At 36.0% G+C, this 19,694-nt stretch carries 16 protein-coding genes; 1 reads left to right on the forward strand and 15 read right to left on the reverse strand.

Annotation, left to right across the window (positions count from 1 at the left end):
• Positions 1–75: 75 nt before the first annotated feature.
• Complete coding sequence (locus tag AS888_RS18800) at positions 76–1,617, forward strand: hypothetical protein (protein WP_061143678.1); 1,542 nt, start codon at positions 76–78, stop codon at positions 1,615–1,617.
• 148 nt (positions 1,618–1,765) lie between these two features.
• Here AS888_RS18800 and AS888_RS18805 read toward each other — a convergent pair whose 3' ends face one another.
• The 15 genes from AS888_RS18805 to AS888_RS18875 all read right to left on the reverse strand — a co-directional run bounded on the left by AS888_RS18805 (position 1,766) and on the right by AS888_RS18875 (position 19,684).
• Entirely contained in the window at positions 1,766–2,689 is a 924-nt protein-coding gene (locus tag AS888_RS18805; protein ID WP_061143679.1) for a hypothetical protein, read from the reverse strand.
• A 300-nt stretch (positions 2,690–2,989) separates the two neighbouring features.
• Complete coding sequence (locus tag AS888_RS18810) at positions 2,990–4,021, reverse strand: GDP-mannose 4,6-dehydratase (protein ID WP_061143731.1); 1,032 nt, start codon at positions 4,019–4,021, stop codon at positions 2,990–2,992.
• Positions 3,996–5,372: a UDP-glucose dehydrogenase family protein gene (locus AS888_RS18815; protein ID WP_061143680.1), complete on the reverse strand. Its 1,377-nt coding sequence runs from the start codon at positions 5,370–5,372 to the stop codon at positions 3,996–3,998. The genes AS888_RS18810 and AS888_RS18815 overlap by 26 nt, the downstream gene beginning before the upstream one ends.
• 104 nt (positions 5,373–5,476) lie before the next feature.
• Positions 5,477–6,949: a lipopolysaccharide biosynthesis protein gene (locus tag AS888_RS18820; RefSeq protein WP_061143681.1), complete on the reverse strand. Its 1,473-nt coding sequence runs from the start codon at positions 6,947–6,949 to the stop codon at positions 5,477–5,479.
• A gap of 78 nt (positions 6,950–7,027) precedes the next feature.
• The gene (locus AS888_RS18825; protein ID WP_061143682.1) at positions 7,028–7,954 is read right to left on the reverse strand and encodes an ATP-grasp fold amidoligase family protein; all 927 of its coding nucleotides are present in this window, start codon (positions 7,952–7,954) and stop codon (positions 7,028–7,030) included.
• Positions 7,955–8,042: 88 nt separating this feature from the next.
• A complete protein-coding gene (gene wzy, locus AS888_RS18830) occupies positions 8,043–9,518 on the reverse strand; it encodes an O-antigen polysaccharide polymerase Wzy (protein WP_061143683.1) in 1,476 nt (491 codons plus the stop codon).
• A 321-nt stretch (positions 9,519–9,839) separates the two neighbouring features.
• Positions 9,840–11,045 carry a glycosyltransferase gene (locus AS888_RS18835; protein WP_155645552.1) on the reverse strand — a complete coding sequence of 402 codons (1,206 nt, stop codon included), beginning with the start codon at positions 11,043–11,045 and terminating at the stop codon, positions 9,840–9,842.
• Positions 11,046–11,112: 67 nt separating this feature from the next.
• A complete protein-coding gene (locus AS888_RS18840) occupies positions 11,113–12,267 on the reverse strand; it encodes a glycosyltransferase (RefSeq protein ID WP_061143685.1) in 1,155 nt (384 codons plus the stop codon).
• Between the two features lie 4 nt (positions 12,268–12,271).
• Positions 12,272–13,447 carry a glycosyltransferase family 4 protein gene (locus AS888_RS18845; RefSeq protein WP_061143686.1) on the reverse strand — a complete coding sequence of 392 codons (1,176 nt, stop codon included), beginning with the start codon at positions 13,445–13,447 and terminating at the stop codon, positions 12,272–12,274.
• Complete coding sequence (locus AS888_RS18850; protein WP_061143687.1) at positions 13,444–14,067, reverse strand: acetyltransferase; 624 nt, start codon at positions 14,065–14,067, stop codon at positions 13,444–13,446. The genes AS888_RS18845 and AS888_RS18850 overlap by 4 nt, the downstream gene beginning before the upstream one ends.
• Complete coding sequence (locus tag AS888_RS18855) at positions 14,064–14,714, reverse strand: sugar transferase (RefSeq protein WP_061143688.1); 651 nt, start codon at positions 14,712–14,714, stop codon at positions 14,064–14,066. Before AS888_RS18855 ends, AS888_RS18850 begins: the two co-directional genes overlap by 4 nt.
• Entirely contained in the window at positions 14,714–15,829 is a 1,116-nt protein-coding gene (locus AS888_RS18860) for a DegT/DnrJ/EryC1/StrS family aminotransferase (protein ID WP_061143689.1), read from the reverse strand. The genes AS888_RS18855 and AS888_RS18860 overlap by 1 nt, the downstream gene beginning before the upstream one ends.
• 203 nt (positions 15,830–16,032) lie before the next feature.
• Positions 16,033–16,926, reverse strand: coding sequence for a UTP--glucose-1-phosphate uridylyltransferase GalU (galU, locus tag AS888_RS18865; protein WP_061143690.1), 894 nt, complete (start codon positions 16,924–16,926; stop codon positions 16,033–16,035).
• An 18-nt stretch (positions 16,927–16,944) separates the two neighbouring features.
• Positions 16,945–18,765, reverse strand: a complete 1,821-nt coding sequence (locus tag AS888_RS18870; RefSeq protein WP_061143691.1) for a polysaccharide biosynthesis protein — start codon at positions 18,763–18,765, stop codon at positions 16,945–16,947.
• Between the two features lie 154 nt (positions 18,766–18,919).
• Complete coding sequence (locus AS888_RS18875; RefSeq protein WP_061143692.1) at positions 18,920–19,684, reverse strand: tyrosine-protein phosphatase; 765 nt, start codon at positions 19,682–19,684, stop codon at positions 18,920–18,922.
• Positions 19,685–19,694 lie beyond the last annotated feature (10 nt).

A 19,694-nucleotide genomic window follows, 5' to 3' on the forward strand; every position in this document is an offset into this window, starting at 1 on the left:
TTTGTTTTTTATACCTATACATCCTTTTTGGACAAACATATACTATATAACATTACCATATAAGGAGTGTTATACATGGCAGACCCACTCAACCTCTCTGAAGATTGCCAAAACAGGAATGTTGCCAATATTGATTGTTTTGGCGCCAATCCTGATCTAGCGGACAATTCAGCCGCCATTCAAGCAGCGATTGACTATTGTGTAGATAATCATTATTCAAAAGTTGTCATTACAGGGACGAAGCAATATACCTTAGCCTCTCCCATTGTCATCAAGTCGAATGTACACCTTGAATTGGATCCTACCATAACATTACGTGTAAAAGGTAATTTCCAGGTTTTTGAACTCCAAAAGGATGCAGCCATCTCAGGCGGGACAATTGAAGTGGTGGATAAGAGTTTTAATTCATCCGTCATTTTTTTATCGGGAGAGCAACAAATCGAAATCCATAATCATACAGCCATTTCCAACATCAATTTGATAAACCGAACAGCAACGTACCAAGGTATAGCCATCCATTTATCCTGTAAAAAAGCATGGGATTTCATCAGCTTCTTTAAGGTAAGCTCCCTCCAAATCACTAACTTCCAAACAGCTATCTATCTAAAAACCGAAAAACTGTCAAATGTAGATACCCCTTGCTGGATTAATGCCAACTCCTTCCAGTCGATTTTTATAGATGGCTGCCAGTACGGGATCGAGATTGTAGGAAGCAGCGATTTACCATACGAAATTTCGGGAAACACCTTTACTGATATTCAAGTCCAATGCCGAAAACAAACAAAAAAAGTCATTCGATGCTCAGGCGCTTATAATCTATTTGAAGGCGTCATCTGGGATACGTATCGTATGGAAGATCCTCCTATCGTCATTGAATTCTCCGCCGACTCCCATCACAATTACCTCGATTCCAATCAGGTAGCGACATCGATTCTTGACCGCGGCCAATACAATCGTTGCACATCTCCTCATGAAGAATCCCTCCAAATATCCCCGCCTCTTGCGCTCGGTAAAGCCCATCTGGTCGGGAATCAGGACGATATTTTAGTTCAGGCAAACGTTCGTCACGCTGTCCGCCAGCTTTCTGGAAAAGCCCCTTACGGAGGAAATATCAACAATTGTTTCAATTTATTCGATGAACAAAGTGTCAATTACCTGGATGTTCCCAGTTCCCAGCCGGTTGTGATAGAGTTGGATTTTTCGAAACAGCCCATTAACATGCTAAATTGCTTTGGGATTTATTTTGGGTGGAATGAAAGTCCCAGCCGCGTATTGATCGAATATCAACAAAGCTTGAATGGACCATGGACCGTTGCCAAAAACCTCCCATTCAATGCCGGTAACACCGTTATTTCAGAAACAAGAGCAGAAACGCTCTATAAAATCAAACTGACCTTAAGCGGGTATACACAAGAGCACAAACGATTCCGGATTAACCGGATCTTCGCAAGATCATCGCTTCAGCAGGGTGCAGCATGGCTGCCGACTTCAGGCGGCACATTATATGGAGATCTGGAACTGCAAAAAGGGAAAGCCGTGACGATGACTTCACCAAACGGAACGAAGTGGAAAGTGACTATTAATGATCAAGGCCAAATCATCACCTCAAAGCTATGACTAATAAAAATAAAAAACTGGCATATATACTCGTCATCCAATGAGGAAGTTCATCCCATAGATAAGGAGCAATAAGACCAGTTCATTCTCCAACTGAAAGTACGGGGTGTGTGCCTATCTTTTTAGCCAATCACCCTTTTTACGTTCATTATTGATTCAACATATTGGCCTGACCTTTGTCAGTAATCCTGTCCAGAGGCAGTGACGGCATATCAAAGCTAGTGTTCATGCTATTAGCTGTAAGTTCCATGACTTCGTTTTGCATCGTGATTTTGTCCAAATCCCAAATCATTCCTTCAAACTTATTGTATTGCCCACTTACCTTCAAAATACGCTTCGTTTTGCCTGAAGGCTGTATCTGTAAGTTCGTAAATTGGTTACCACTGACCTCATTCGGGACGGTAGAGCTACTAATAATGTCAATCATATTGACACAATCCTCTAACGATAGATTCACAAACCGATTGGCATTCACCCAGGCCTTACCGGAAGATGGTGCTTCTGCCATTAGCTTTACTCCGGTCTTCATCCCTGTAACCTTGACATCTTCAAAATTCACGAATGAAATCTCATGTTCCTTACCACCAGCATATAAAGATAGCCCAGTACCCTGATGACTCTCGGACCAATTAATGATAGTGACATCCTTCACTTCTGTTTTGTTCCACGTATTATAGTACTTATATTTCCCATCTAAATAAATGACCTCAGAATTAAAGTCAGCATCGTTGATCACTACATAAGCACCCTCTATGGAAGCATTCTGCTCAAGCTCAAGCACCCTGAAGTTCCCCTCAACAATCCACTTCGTGCCGTATCCGAAAAGCAGCTTAACGCCTTTCCTAACTTTGATCGGTGATGAAATCGTATACTCCCGATCATCCAGCATGACCGTCTTTAGCTTATTTTTATGCGCATGATCAAGGGCAGCCTGAATCTTAGAGGAATCAGTAGCCCCGTTAAAATCTTCAACGTAGATCTTTTCTTTGTGGTTCGATGGAGAATGTTTCTGCTGAAAAATGAAGAAAACGAGTAACAACAAACAGAAGGCAAAAACGATGATTTTTTTCATGAAACACATCCCTTTTTTTATTGTTCGAATACTTATTAAAGGTACTGTCAAGAATACTCTTATGGAGATTAGATTCTTCTCATCAATATTGTGCATAATACTTGTAACATTTCTAATTATGACTGAAGACATCTAAAGAAGAATGTGTGTTAAACATGAGGTATATATAATAGAAGAAACACGACTCATCCGAGTTAACAAAAAGACAAAGAGGTTTCAAAAACTCTTTGTCTTGATTAATTTTCAGCGATATCATGCTGTACAAAAATAATACTCATCACGATTTTTTTTTATCGGTTGTTACTTTTTAAGGTAATAGTCCACATACCAATCAACGAACTTTTGCAATCCCTCTTCTATCGAAGTTTCCGGCTTAAATCCAACAGCCTTCTGCAGCAAATCAGTGGAAGCATATGTCGCAGGTACGTCTCCCGGTTTGATCGGTTCGAAGACCTTATCAAATTCTACCTCTTTACCTAGAGCATTACTTAAACATTTCTCCAAAGCTCCAATGAAAGCCATCAACTTTTCAGGATTGTTGTTGCCAATATTAAATACTTTGTGAGGAACAGCTTTTTCTTCAACTGATGGATTGGAAAGAAGCCGCTCAATTCCCTCAACAATATCATCAATGAAGGTAAAGTCTCTATATAAATCATTTTCAAAATCACCATTATTAAAGATCTTAATGGGTTCACCAGCAAAATACTTATCAGTAAATCCAAAATAAGCCATATCCGGTCGTCCCATTGGGCCATAAACCGTAAAGAAACGGAGGCCTGTCGCAGGAATATTATATAGATGACTATATGTATGGGCCATCAATTCATTTGATTTCTTAGTTGATGCATAAAGCGATACCGGATTATCGACAAAATCCGTTTCTTCAAATGGAACCTTTTTATTAGCGCCATAAACAGAACTCGATGATGCATAGACAAGATGATCCACAGGATAGTGCCTGCAGGCTTCAAGGATATTGTAAAACCCAATGATATTACTTTGAATGTAAACATCCGGATTTTCAATCGAGTATCGGACTCCCGCTTGGGCAGCCAGATTAACGACAATATTTGGTTTATACTCTTCGAAAATATTAGTGATGGTTGCTTTGTCAGAAATATCACCCTTAATGAAGGTAAACGTTTCATAAGGTTTTAGCTGCTCCAATCGAGCATATTTAAGCTTCACATCATAGTAATCATTGATATTATCAACACCAATCACATTACAGCCTTGTTCCAATAGTTTCCTTGATAAGAAAAAACCGATGAAACCAGCCGCTCCAGTGATTAGATATGTTTTACTAGGATCTAGGGATTTGTAATTCAACATGTTTCGCCTCCTTTATAGCTTCTCTTCTTGCAGGCTTTCTTCCAATGGAGTGATACTCTATCCCTGATTCCTGCATTTCTTCAACATTATAGATATTTCTTCCATCATATACTAATGGAGTCCTCATCGTCTTTTTATATGTTTCTGGCGTTAATGCTCTCACTTCTCCCCATTCAGTAAAAATAAAGCAAACATTCGCTCCTTCTAAGGCATGTTCAATATTAGCAACATAGGTAATACTGCCTTTGCCATTCTTGCCTTCTGGATACACTCTAGCAAAATTCTCTGCCCCAACAGGATCAAAAGCATAAATATCGGCACCTTGCTCCAATAATAATGGCACGTTCTCCAGAGATGCAGCTTCTCTTAAATCATCCGTACCAGGCTTAAAAGTCAATCCTAGCACGGCTACCTTAAGACCATTAAAGGTAATCAGTCTTTTCCTAGCTTTTTTATATAGCATCGTCTTTTGGTCCTTGTTCACATCGATGGCAGCTTTGACCGTTTTGAGCTCATAACCGTTTTGTCTTGCCAGGTACTCCAATGCTTTTGTATCCTTAGGAAAACATGAACCGCCATAACCAATACCCGCATTTAAAAACTTGCTTCCGATACGATTATCGAAGCTCATCCCTCTAGCTACATCCTGAATATCCGCACCAACAAGTTCACAAAGATTGGCGATATCATTCATATATGAAATTTTAAGGGCAAGAAAATCATTCGAGGCATACTTGATCATTTCGGCCGATCTTCTATTGACGGAAACAACAGGTAAATGAAATGGCTCATAAATATTCTGCATCAGCTCTTCTGCCCATTTACTTTCCGTACCGATGATGATCCGTTCGGCATGAAGTGTATCATGCACAGCAGAACCTTGAGCCAAGAATTCCGGGTTCGATACGACTTCAACTTTTACATCATGAACTAAAAAGTCTTGAATAAACTGCTCGACTTTATCATTCGTTCCCACTGGTACCGTTGATTTCACAACGACTAAGCAGTCCTTTACCACCGATTCAGCAATCTGCCTCGCAACAGTTGCAATATAAGAAAGATTGGCAGAACCATCAGGCTGCTCTGGCGTACCAACACCGATAAAGATCGCATCAGCTTCCTTATAGGCTGATGTATAATCAGTTGTATAATCAATCCTGCCAGCCGCATAATTCTTCTGCATCAATTCTTCCAAATCCGCTTCATAAATAGGAGAAACCCCAGACTTCATGACGTTCACTTTATTTTCATCTATATCCACACAGGTCACTTGATGCCCCACTTCGGCAAAACACACACCTGCCACTAAACCGACATAGCCGGTTCCTGCTACTGCTATTTTGTACATGGTGACGCCTTCCTTCTAAGTAGTTTTTATTAAAAAAATAAACTTTTTATCTTAAAAGTTTTCATAAAAAATTTATTTCAACTTTTAAAGTTCAACAATACCCTTTATTTCTTTATCACTACTCTATTAGGTAATAATTTCTTTCCTATTCCAATCATTTCTTTTCGTATATATGGAAAAAGAGATAATAACCCAAAATAAAATAATATACATATCATGATAGAGCATAGTTCCCATAGTATTCCTTCATTTAATTTTTGTAATGTGTAACCAGTTACTCCCATGATTATTGCTGAAACAGCAGTAGGGAATATATTTCTAAAAATATTTAATAACGGGAACCCAATTACAAACTTCATTATAACAAAATGAACTAAAATAAACTCCATTCGTATCCACGATCGAGCATATACTAACACCCAAAACCCATATTTAGAACTAATAATACAAACCGGAATCAAAACTACTAAATGTAAAACTTGTGCTAAAAATGATAATTTAGGTCTCCCTTTTGCTCGATACACTTCACTACAAAAATTCCCAAATACTATCATTAATGAACTTGTTAATGCCCATATGCCAATTACATCACTTGCTTCATTCCACTGATTACCTAAAAGTATTTGAGTTGCCAGATCACTATAAAGGTAAACACCGATACCTAAAGGAAAAACAATTATTGATACAACCCTCTGAATCTTTAAAAACACTCTATTAAACTCTTCAGAATCATTTTGTAATCGAGATAAAGCTGAAAATAAAACTGGAACTGTTGATGCTGTTACTAGGGCCATAAGTGCATTAACCATTGTGGTGGATGTTTTATATATTCCTAAGAAATATTCACTAAGTAAACTTGCAATAATAAATGCATCGACCCATGTTGTTAACCATATTGAAAATGCTTCAATCATTGACCATATGCTAAAAGACAACATATTTTTTAATATTCGCACATCAAAGAACCACTTTGGCTTCCATTTTGACTTAATAGTAAGTATAACAGCATTTGATATTTGCATAAAAATGGTACCTATAATTAGTGACCAATAGCTTACTCCTAAAAAAGCTAACGGTATTGTTACAAAAACCGGTATAAATAGAGAAATCATTCGAACCAAAAATAGAGTTTTAAAGTCAAAATCACGCCTATATAAAGCCATCTGTATACTCGAAAAAGCTGTAATTGGTAGTTGGACACAGGCAACAGCAATAACAATCCCTAATCCTGGATTACCTACTAAGACAGCTATATGTTCACTAAAAATAATAATGATACCCCATATTAATATTGATAAGACAAAATTTGTTAAGAATGCTACGTTTGCATATCTATGTTTTTCACGTTCGCCTTTAAACTCACGTTGTACCAAATATTTTTGAAAGCCAGCGTCAGTAAACATATCTGCGAAGCTCGTAATCATGGTTACAGTAGCTACAACACCAAAAGCTTCAGGAGCAATAAGCCTAGCTAAAACCATATTGGTAAGAGGCATAACTAATTTGGCAGCTATTTCTGTTATCGATGACCATTTTGCAGCATTAAGAATCTTATTATTTATTGGATTTTCTTTCAAAATATATTACTCCTCATATAATGGTGTCAATATTAACGTGTCCCCAACTACATCTTAATTCAGTTTCTTTTAATATAATTAATTGGATTCTAGGTCAGGTAATTGTAACCAGTTACCCATTTCTTCTTCAAATTCTACAGGTCTAATTTCCCCCATACCACTTTGATGAAAAAATGTTATCTCACCAAATATTACTTCTTCATTAATATAATAAAAGTCAACTCTAGCATGAGGAAAACTGGAAGAAAGTTTTTTACTTAAATAAATCATTTCATTTAATTTGTTAGGTTTTTCTACTTTAATTGTAAGTTCCTTTGGATATGATATTTCTTGTTTCATCAAATTCCATTCTAAATCATATAGATTTCTTCTTGTTTTTTCCTTGTCAGTAATACTAAAATCTACAGTAATAAATTTTGGTTCCCCATTAAAACAAAAGAAACGATAATCTCGTAGTTCGGCTTCTTCTCCTTGTGTAATATATTTTTCACATATAATTCTGGGTTTTATATCTTTATAAACCCATTCGCGATTCTGCAGATAATAATTGGTTTTCAACCATCTTTTCATCTTTTTATATTCTTTATTCCAATTCATCTTAGACTTATCTTTACAAACAATATTAAATCCCGAACCATGTGTTCCTTTTAATACAAATGAATTTGGCAAGTTATCTATATTAATTTCATCTACAGATTCAAACACCCCATAAAGTTCATTCAGATAAGATTCTCCAACTCTTTCCGTCACAAACTCTCGAACTTCATATTTATCAGCACAAATCGTAGCTAAAGGATTATTCCAATTAAACTTTAACCATTGTAATTTATCATTGTATTTATTAGGGTTTTTAAGTTCAACTTCTCTACCTACTCTTTCTCTAAATTTTTTCTTAATTAAATCAGTATCTGTAATAAAGAATTTATAATATAACCCCTTTATTTTAGTATTTATATTAATAGCAAATTCATTTTTTTTAATAAAACTTTTTAGAAAAGCATCCATTTTATTTCCCTTTCTCAAATGAATTTTCGTATTGGTAGATATACCAGGTAATCCGCTGTAAATTATTTTTAGACTCCATAAAACCTAACTATCTCCTATAGCTATATTTAAAACTTCTATATAATAAAACTAATAAATATATAATTACAGTGGTATAAAACCAACTCTTTAAAGTTCCTTGTATTGTATTCCTAACGATAGAAATGCACACAGATGCAGTCGTGACTGCAAAAAATATCCTTAAAGGATCTTCCTTAAAATTAACAGTTTCCACATAAATAGCGGAAGTAATAATATAACCTAAAAGTAATAAAATTAATGGTGCTACAAAGGGGCCAAAATTGAGCAGTGCTTCTGCAATAATTGAAAAGCCAGCACCATATGAAATTCCCAAATACGTTTGCGAAAACCAACTGGAAAGTGTTATATAAGGGATATCGAAAATAGAAATCACTCTTTCTGATATTATTCCTAGCAAAGCAAAGACATAAGTGTTCCCATAAGGGAAAATATCCCATCCACCTTTCACTAATACCAGTGTTGGTCTCATTGAGTGTCCCATTTCAAATACTGTTGAAATTAAAAAATTATTCTCTGATGACAAACTTTCTATAAATCCATCAAAAGTTATACCTGTATTTCTTAGTGATACAATAGCAGAAATCAAATAAAGAAAAACAATACCCAATATTAAATATTTAATTATATATTTAAATGTCAATTTTCGATTAATAGTATGACTCATCCAAACCAATATAAGTAATTTATATATCCACTCTCCGCGATCGCCTGTTATTATTCCAATCAATACATACATTCCAAAAATAAAGTATACTGTATTTTTCACATTTTTTTTGTAATTACTTCCTAATAGAAGACCTACCAAACATGGGAAAAACATCATACTAATTAAAATAAAAAGGGAAATTCCATTATTAGCATAATCGCCATAATAGAGTGAGCTATAACCATAACGCAAAGCTACACTTAAATTTTGAAAAGAGTTATAAAAGGTTATTGGTATTACCAATATACTTAGAATTAAACAAACATCATATATGGAATTCAAACTTCTATTCCTGTTTTGAATATTAATATCTGACAAAGATTCCTTTATTGTTGATTTGGGTTTAATGCAGAATACAGCCCCACAATGAAATGTTAGAATTCCAATAAGAACAATCATTTGAGTTTTAACGATATCAGCTGAACTTGGCAATCCAAATGCAAAAAGAGTTGTCTGGCCTATTTCACCATCCTGATGAATTCCTAAAGCCCACATCAAACTGTGCCCATAATTAAACAAAAATAAAAATAACATAAAAATTGTATATAATGAAAAAAGCTTATTAGTTAATCGATACCATGAAGTGATCACAAATCCTCCTAGCACAATACCTAATACGCTAAGGATATACTGAAATTTGTGATAATCAACTCCTGGATTTATATCAATATATTGAAATGAAACAATATATAATAAGAAAAATAAAACTGTAACAAAAACTGTTAACAGTTTTACATTCATTTCTCTAAGGCTGTAATGTTGAATTCCGTACTGCAAAATCAGGCACATTCCTTTCACAATATAATTAACCTTTAAACATTGACCTATAGAATCTCTAATCCTTTCTCTACAGGAACTTTTTATGTGTTTTGTTTTATTGTTTTAGTAGCTTTAACATTTTTTGAAGCTTCTAGCATTAGCTATACTTCTATTATATTATTAAATAATCGTTGATAAAGCCGAAATTTGAGGGAACCTTATATGACTTTAATAATGAATAATACATGAGAATGTTAATCGTATTTTTGAGTTACAACAATCGTTCACAAATCTTCCTTACTTAAATAACTATTCATAAAAAAACCTCTAAATAAATACTCAATCATTTATTAACTCTAACCATTTGTTTATAATATTTTTAATATGAAAATCTAAAACTCTAACATTTGACTTACTTTTGTAGTTTTCGTATAACTCCCTATTTCCCATTAAATTAATGATTGCTTTAGACAAATAAAGTTCTTCTACAGAAAGTTCCTCTTTAGCATCAAAGCACTCTGCTTTAAAAACAGGAAATAACACTCCATACTCAGCATACTCAACCGCACTTACTAAGGAATTGATTTCTGTCTCTGGAGCAAGAATTTCTCTTGGACCAGATTTACAATCTGTTGAGATAACAGGTAAGCCACAAATCATTGCCTCAGCTAAAGCATTGGGAAAACCTTCGTAATATGACGAAAGAACATATATATTTGACTGTTTTATAAATTTGTGTGGATTACTTTGAAAACCTAGGAATAGTACATCGTCTGAGATTTCTAAATCTTTGGTGAGCTGGATTAACCTACTTCTATATTGCCCCTCACCCAAAATAACCAATTTAGCGTTAGGGATATGCTTTTTTACCGTAGCAAATGAACGAATTAAATGACAATGTCCTTTCGCAAAGCTTAAGTTTCCCATCGTAATAATTGTAGTCCCGTTAAACCAATTATTATATTCTTCATCTACAACCTCCAACATGGTTTTAGATAATTTCTCAATTTCATATGGATTATAAATTAATTTCAATTTTTTTTGTGGAACGTTATAGTTATCTTCCATATCTTTTGCAATTATTTGTGTTGGGCAAACTACTGCAGCTGCTTTACGATATAATAATCTGAAACTAGTTTTCCAAAAAACACCTTTTTTATTTTTCCATTTTTCGGACATAAAGTTACGTACTGAGACTACCTTTTTTACTTTTACGGGAGTTAACATATTTAATAGATTCGGATATTCCATAAAACTAATTACGCAGTCAATTTCGTTAGACTCCACATATTCTTTAATTTTAGAACAATAATAGGGGATCTCTGTAATTCTATTACGTTTTTCATTATCACCAAGTGATACAACCTTACCTTTTAAAGGATAATCATTCTTTGTCTGGTCATATAGTAAAAGCGTATGTACTTCCACTTCACTAGTCAGAGCGTTTACAAGGTTTGAAATAACTCTTTCTGCCCCACCCAGAGACATCTTAGCCGATAAAAAAGCAACTTTGGTTTTTTTTATATTAAATTTATTTTCATACAACAATAACCATCTCTCTCTTAATCATTATAGTAATAATTTTTTTAACAAATAACAGCAGGATTACATATTAAATATTCTTCATTAACTCAAAAAACAATGATTCTCGTCGCTTCTGTATTAATTCTTTGTTGTATTGTTTTGACTCCGAAAAGTTTCTTTTTGCCTGTTCTTTCATTTTTTCTGTACTATAGTTCTTAAGTATTTTACAAATTTCATCTATGTTTTTTCGTCCCTTACTAAAAACATATTCTTCTTCAAGAAGTTCCGGTATGCCACCGGAGCTCGCCCCTATTGCAGGACACCCCCTATTCATTGCTTCAATGAGTGCCCTAGGTAACCCTTCTTGCTTACTTGGCTGAGCATATATATCAATTTTATCAATCCAAGAAAAAACTTGTTCATGAGGTAGTGTTCCAATAAATTTAACCTGATCTACAACCCCGAATTCCTCTGCTTTTTCTCTAAGATACGAAGAATCCCCCCAACCCACCAACTGGTATTCACAATGAATCCCTTCATTCTTTAGCTTGGAAATTGCTTCAATTATATATTGTTGTCCTTTATATCGTACATTTAAAGCAGCCGCTGTCCCAATAACTATTTTTTCTTTAGGCTTATGTATTTTATTTAAACGTTTTTCCAAAATTGCATTATCCGTTTGGGGTAACTCAACGTTGGAACAATTTACGGACTTTCCTTTTGTAGGGTATCTATTTTGCAAAAATGAATTAGTTACATAGACTACATACTTTGCCTTCTTTATATTTGATTTCGTTGCACTCCACATATATGGAGCAATTATTTTCCCTTTAATACTATGATTCCATAACGAATCCCACGGACACCCAACCATTTCAATAAGATAAGGTTTATTTAGTTTTTCAGCTAATTTAACAGCAACATTTCCTATAAAGCTTGGTAATCGAATAAAAATTATATCTGCATTTTTCATACTGCTTTCCAGAATCTGATTAGCTTCTTTTCTGTTAATTAGCCCTTTAATAGAAGCAATATTAGGTACGTTTATAATATTAATATTTTCTAATGTAATCTGTGATGTTTTATTATTTTGCGGCGTACCATTTTCAACTCTTATAGCGATGTCAAGTGAATCAACAATAGCAAAATATCTTCTAAAGACTTGATTATTCAAAACAGTTCCAAAATAGTTACCATGTTCATCACAACTAATTGGACCGTCATAACAAAATAACCCTTTCATCAATTTATCCCCTTTTAAATAAATATTGTTCGTTACTAACACTAATTTCTTTATAAATTGACAGAATGTTATTAGCTGTATTCTCTATACTTAGTAATTTCCTTATCTCTCTTCTACCGCTATTTGCCATATGTATTGCTAATTCAGGATTATCAATCAATTTAACAATGGCTTCTGCTATCTCTGTGGGACATTTTGGCTTTACCGTATACCCTGTTTCTCCATTAAGCACAATATCTGGGAATCCTCCAACATTAGTTGTAACTGTTGGCACTCCTGCTGCTAGACTCTCCGCAGCACCGCCTAAATTCTCACTGTGTGAAGGATGTATAACTACATCCAGTTCTTTATATATGTCCTTTAGATCTTTTCTAAATCCTGTGAAAAGTACTCCACCTTTGCAATTCTTTTCAGCATAGTTTTTTACCTTTTCAACATACCTCTGAGCATTTCCCCATGAATCACCAATTATTACACCAATAATCGAAGGGTTTTTTTCACGTGCTAATGCAATTGCATCTATAAAGTCTTCATGTCCCTTTAACCCTCTTCTTTGTAATAAATGGGTTTTGGGCTTATAAAAATAACTAACCATGCCAACCAAAATTTTATCTTCCGGTATATCATATTCTATGTGCAGCTTATTTTCACTGTCTTGATATTCATCTACCGTTTTACCGCCATATCCGCCGTAGTAAGCTAAATAAATTTTGCTCTGATGTATCCCAGATTCAAGATACATCTCACATGTTTTTTTACAGGCACCTGCCCAATAATCTATATCATTAGCCAACATTATCTCTGCTTTTCTAAAGAATTTACTCTCTAGGTGTAAGGGGCCAGGCACTTGAAACACTCGTGGTATGTTTGAGTTTCTTAAAGCCAATCTCACCATCATTATATTTGTAACAAAATGACAATGAATGATATCAGGTTTAAATTCTTTTACAAGGTTATTTATTTCTCTTACTCTACCAAAAATTTCCCAAGGTTTAGTAATAGGAAGCGAAAAATCGCCTTGTACAATATCCATACCTTCCCTTTTATATTTCTCAGCCATACCACCGTTTATGGAGGGTAAAACAGTTATTATATCGACACCATTATTAAAGAGCCATTGAGCCTGTGTAAAAGCCCAATTTGCACCTTCATTTGTTTTTACTATCTGCAAAATCTTCATTTTTTTACTCTCCTCACCGGGACTCCAACATATGTTCCAGCCTCAGTAATATCCTTAACTACTACAGCACCTGCACCGACTTTACACCCACTGGTAATTTTCACATTGTTACTAACTATGCTTCCAATACCTAACCAGGACCTCTGTCCAACTTTAACTGTACCAGCTAAGTGCGCACCAGGTGATATATGAGCGTAATCTCCTATTGAATTGTCGTGATCTATCGTAGTACCAGTATTTATAATGCATCCTTTTCCTATTTTGGTGCAGCAATTAATAATTGCTCCAGCCATAACTACTGTCCCAGATTCAAGTTCTACTTGATCACCAATAACAGCATTAGGGTGAATAAGAATGGGTATACTTGCACCTAAAGCTTCTAGTTCTTCCTGCAGTTTTTCACGGATGGTATTATTCCCTATCCCTACAAATATGTCATAGTAATTAATATATGTTTTGGCATCTGAAGATTTCCCAATTATAGATTTCCCCATTGATGAGTAAAGCGTTTGATCATCATCTAAAAAAGCAATACTGTTCCATTTATTCATTTTAAAAGCGATGTCCGCCACAACTTTTCCGTGGCCACTAGCTCCGATTATGAGTAGATTATTTTTCATGATTCTATTCTTTCCTTTTTTTGATTGGTTCCCTTAAATGGCTCCATCGTTGCAGCTACTTCTGAATTAATACCTTCCCTAACAATAACCTTTTTTATAGTTAGAAAAATAATCTTCCAATCTCCATTGAAGCTTACATGATCTACATACTCTACATCGAGATTTAGTTTATCTTCCCAACTAATAGCATTTCTACCGTTCACCTGCGCCAAACCAGACAATCCAGGTCTAACCTCATGGCGACGACGTTGTTGCTCATTGTAAAGTGACAGATATTGTACTAGCAATGGTCTAGGACCTACTATCGACATATCACCTTTAAGAATATTTAATAGTTCTGGAAGTTCATCGAGGGACGTAGAACGCAATATTTCTCCAAATTTAGTCAACCTGATATTATCAGGAAGTAATTCACCATGTTCATCTCTTTCATCGGTCATGGTTCTAAATTTATACATGATAAAAATATTCTCATTAAGACCAGGCCTTCTTTGTTTAAACAGCACCGGACCCCCAAGTTTTACTCTTACAAGCAAAGCAACCGTTAAAAAGATTGGACTTAAAATTACAATTGCTAGCAATGATAGGACGAAATCCATTGCTCTTTTTATAAATCTTCTATACATACCACCTTTAGAAGATTTCATTATCTTTCCCACAACCCTTTGATAACCTCTACTACTCTCTCCAAATCATCTTCCGTTAGCTTCGTATCAGAAGGCAAACAAATGCCATTTTCAAACAATTTTTCCGATACATCTGTCCCGACAAAGTCATATTTTTCAAAAAACGGCTGCAGATGCATAGGCTTCCACACTGGTCTTGATTCAATATTTTCTTTTTCAAGAGCCTCCATAATATCAATCGGTCTAACATTACCATTTAAAGTCATGGAACTTAACCAATAATTCGGTTTGTCCCACTCATTACTAGGCATGAACTCAACACCTTCAAGTTCACCAAGTTCTCTTTTATAAAATTCCAAGATATAGTTTTTCTTCTCAACTCTTTGATCTAATACCTTTAGCTGTCCTCTGCCAATTCCAGCAACTACATTGCTCATTCGGTAATTAAATCCTAATTCACTATGCTGATAGTGCCTTGCTTGATCCCTACTCTGAGTCGCCCAAAATCTCGTCTTTGCAATACGCTCTTCATTATTGGAAACTAGCATTCCACCACCAGAAGTAGTGATAATCTTATTTCCATTAAAAGAGAAAATCCCATAATCACCAAAGGTTCCAGTATGCTTCCCTTTATAATATGTACCTAAGCTCTCAGCAGCATCTTCAATTACCGCTACCTTATAATTTTTGCAAATCTCCATGATCTTATCCATATCGGCAGATAATCCGTAAAGATGCACGACAATTACGGCTTTCACTTCTGGATATTTTACAAAGGCTTCTTCCAAAGCTTTGGGACACATATTCCAAGTCTCGTAATCACTATCTATAAAAACAGGAATAGCTTTTTGATAAATAACCGGATTGACCGTTGCTGAAAATGTTAAGGTAGGACAAAATACAATATCCCCTTCTTCAACTCCGGCTGCTTTAAGAGCTAAATGGATTGCCGCTGTCCCTGAAGATAAGGCTGCAGCAGCCTTACTTCCTACCTTGTTTGCCAATTCAACTTCAAATTGATTCACGTTTTCTCCAAGAGGAGCAATCCAGTTCGTATCAAAAGCTTCCTTTATAAATTCCATTTCATAACCTTCATCACTCATATGTGGTGATGATAGGAATAATCGATCCTTCATTCTATATAACTTCCTTTCTACAATGAGTCACTTTATATGTAGGTATTTTGCAACAAGTTATTTCTCCGCTTAGCCAATATTGAAATAGGGTTAAGATGGTTAAAAAGTAACCGAGTAAAATCTGTTAGGTATTATCCCGTACTGTTTCACCTGTTAATTCTGGTAAAACAGTATGGAGCATATTTCACAAAACATTAAGATTCCTACGCATTAATCTTTTCTAAGGAAATATCCTTAACCATTTGTTCCAAAAACTCAATCAAATCATCTTTGATTTCTTCGTTCTGAAGGGCAAATTCCAACGTGGTTTTGACAAACCCTAGCTTCTCCCCAACATCAAATCGTTTTCCTTCAAAATCATAAGCAAAAACTTGCTGGGTCTGGTTTAACTGTTGAATTGCGTCCGTTAGCTGAATTTCCCCGCCTGCGCCAGCTTCCTGCTGATCAAGTATGTCGAAAATTTCCGGAGTCAGGATATATCTACCCATGATGGCTAAATTGGAAGGTGCCGTTCCTAAGGCTGGCTTTTCGACAAAGTTTTCAACTTGATATAGTCGTCCATCTTGAAATGCTGGATCTATGATTCCGTAGCGGTTCGTTTCTTCATTGGGTACTGTTTGAACTCCAATGATGGAGTTATTCGTTCCCTCAAACCGGTTTATTAATTGCTTTAAGCAAGGCGTTTGGCTTTCGACAATATCATCACCTAAAAGGACGGCAAATGGTTCGTCGCCAATGAATTTACGTGCACACCATACAGCGTGACCTAACCCTTTTGGTTCCTTTTGTCTGATGTAATGGATATTCGCAAGGTTCGTGGAGTATTGTACTTTATGAAGCAACTCTACTTTTCCTTTTTCCATTAAATTTTGTTCAAGCTCCGGGGCGTAATCAAAATGATCCTCAATCGCCCGTTTTCCTTTTCCAGTTACGATGATTATATCCTCTATTCCTGAAGCAACAGCTTCCTCGACAATGTACTGGATCGTTGGTTTATCAACGATTGGCAGCATTTCCTTTGGCATCGCTTTGGTGGCAGGCAAAAACCTAGTCCCTAGGCCTGCTGCAGGAATGATGGCTTTTGTAATTTTCCTCACTTATTCGTCCTCCTTTTGCTATTTCACTGCTGAGTATGTTTTATTTCTTCTTCGATTTGCTAAATTTATAACAAATTCTTTAAGTTCTGATATGGAAAAATCATCATAGGCGTTTAATAGATACTGGATTTCCTCTTCTTGCTCCAATACCGCTTTTCCAATAAAGATTTTCGGGAACACGGCTTCACTATGAACCTCTTTGTCCCCTAATAGTTCTTCATACATCTTTTCGCCAGGTCTAATTCCTGAGAATTCAATCCCAATATCCTCTATCGAATAACCGGATAATTGGATAAGGTTTGTTGCTAATTCCACAATTTTTACAGGTTCACCCATATCAAGGACAAAGATTTCTCCGCCCCGAGCCAAAGAGCTTGCCTGGATGACTAATCTGGATGCTTCCGGTATGGTCATGAAATACCTGGTCATATCTGGATGGGTGACCGTTACTGGGCCGCCGGCTTGAATTTGTTTTTTAAATAACGGGATGACGCTTCCTCTGCTGCCCAAAACATTTCCGAAGCGAACGGCAACGAATTTTGTTGAGCTATTTTTAGCGAGCTGCTGGATGATCATTTCTGCAATCCGCTTAGTCGAACCCATGACATTTGTTGGGTTAACGGCCTTATCGGAAGAAATCATCACAAACGCCCCTACACCAAACGTATCTGCCGCTTCTGCAACATTCTTTGTTCCAAAAACATTATTCTTTACAGCTTCACGTGGGTTGTATTCCATAAGAGGAACATGTTTATGTGCTGCCGCATGGTAAACGACATCAGGTCGATGGGTCTCCATCACCTCAAAAATTCTCTCCCGGTCCTGAATATCTGCAATGACAGGGATAATTTCCATTTGATTGGCATATAACTTTTTCAATTCCATATCAATTTGATAGATACTATTCTCGCCGTGTCCTAAGAGGATCAGTTGACCAGGTGAGAAACGGCATATTTGCCGACAGATTTCTGAACCAATCGAGCCACCAGCCCCTGTAACCAAAATCGTCTTGCCAGTTACATACTGGGATATACTCGTTATATCCAGTTCAACCGGTTCCCTGCCCAATAAATCTTCTACTTCGACCTCTTTAAATTGGTTAACGGCTACTTTCCCTAACATAATATCTTCAATCATCGGAATAATTTGAGTTTTCGCACTTGTTTTTACACACTCATCAAAAATGACCTTCAATTCTTTCTTGCTTAATGAAGGAATCGCAATGACAATATTATCGATTTGATATTTTTCCACCATTTCTGGAATATGTTTAGAGTTACCGACAACGGGTATTCCCAAAATATCCAATTTTTCTTTTTTCGGATCATCATCAATGAATGCCACTGGCTTCAGTTCGATATCATGATTAGTAAGAAGCTGCCTTACAGCCATCGTCCCCGCCGATCCGGCACCGATGATCAACGTGTTCTTGGTTTCCTTTTGATTATGTATCAGACGGTTCCGAAGCATTCTCCACGAGAACCGGGAACCGCCAATGAGAATGATATGCAGCATCCATGTCAGCGCCATGGCTCGTACATATACATCTTGAAAAACGATGATTTGAATGGCGATAACCGTGATAATCGATAAGCTCACGGCTTTGACAATCGATACTAACTCGCGGATGCTCGCATATTCCCAGGCATTCTTATACAGTTTATAAATGGAAGCAAAAAAATGATGGCTAATTAATAGAGAGACTGAAGTGACCAAGAGCGTTGGTAATTTAAATATTTCCAAATAAGGATACAAGAACAAATAACTTACATAAATGGCCGATAATACGATTAAGGAATCCAATAGAGCCAATAGTGTCAGTCGTTTTCGGTAGGCCAACTACATTTCCCCCTTTAATAAATTTACATTTACCTTCGCTTATAAATAAAGCATCCTAACATTGTGTTCTTTTTCACAAGATAGCACTATAAAAAAATTTGCATTGCAGAATAGGTACCCTTTGTCTCTAGCATTTTCTAGCACACTATACCTATTAAAAAATACCTAATATTTTCTTTTTAAATGGCAGTGGCTTTTCAACAGCTGGACTTAGTCCCTTCATGAGCAGTTGAGCGTTTTCTTTAAAATAAAAGGTCCGTTCGGTTCCATGCATTTTTGAGATGGTTTCGTATGCCTCTTGTAATGTGAAGCCCCTTGAGCCTATATTATGGGCATCGGTTGCCATAAAATGAGCCAGATTATGTTCAATGATTTTCTTAGAAAACGATTGAATGCTCTTCCCGAAGTTCCCGATCATGCTTCCAGAGGTGATTTGCGTTAAAGCGCCCTCTTGAACCAATTCAAATAATAATTTAGGATTTTCAATCAATTCCTTATTTCGTTCCGGGTGTACAATGATCGGGGTTATCCCTCTCAGCAAAAGCTCATAAATCACATCTTGTGTGTATGTAGGAACACGTCCCGACGGAAGCTCCAGCAGCATATGCCTTCCCTTGTCGTCCAGTGTCAGGATTTCTTCCTTTTCAAATGAATTGAACAGATCTCGGTGTATTCTTACTTCCTGTCCGAGATGAACGGTAAGGGGAATAGTGGCCTGTTGAAAACTCTCGTTTAATTTCACAACACTGGCAGTGATGTCACGCTTCACATTCACATATTTCTCATTTAAGTGATGCGGCGTGGCATATACATGCGTGATTCCAGATTCCACGGCCATTCTTGCCATATTCATGCTTGTATCCACGTCTATGGATCCATCATCAACCCCCGGGAGAATGTGACAATGTATATCAATCAATCTATAACAC

The organism is Peribacillus simplex (assembly GCF_001542915.1).
GTDB lineage: Bacteria > Bacillota > Bacilli > Bacillales > DSM-1321 > Peribacillus > Peribacillus simplex_B.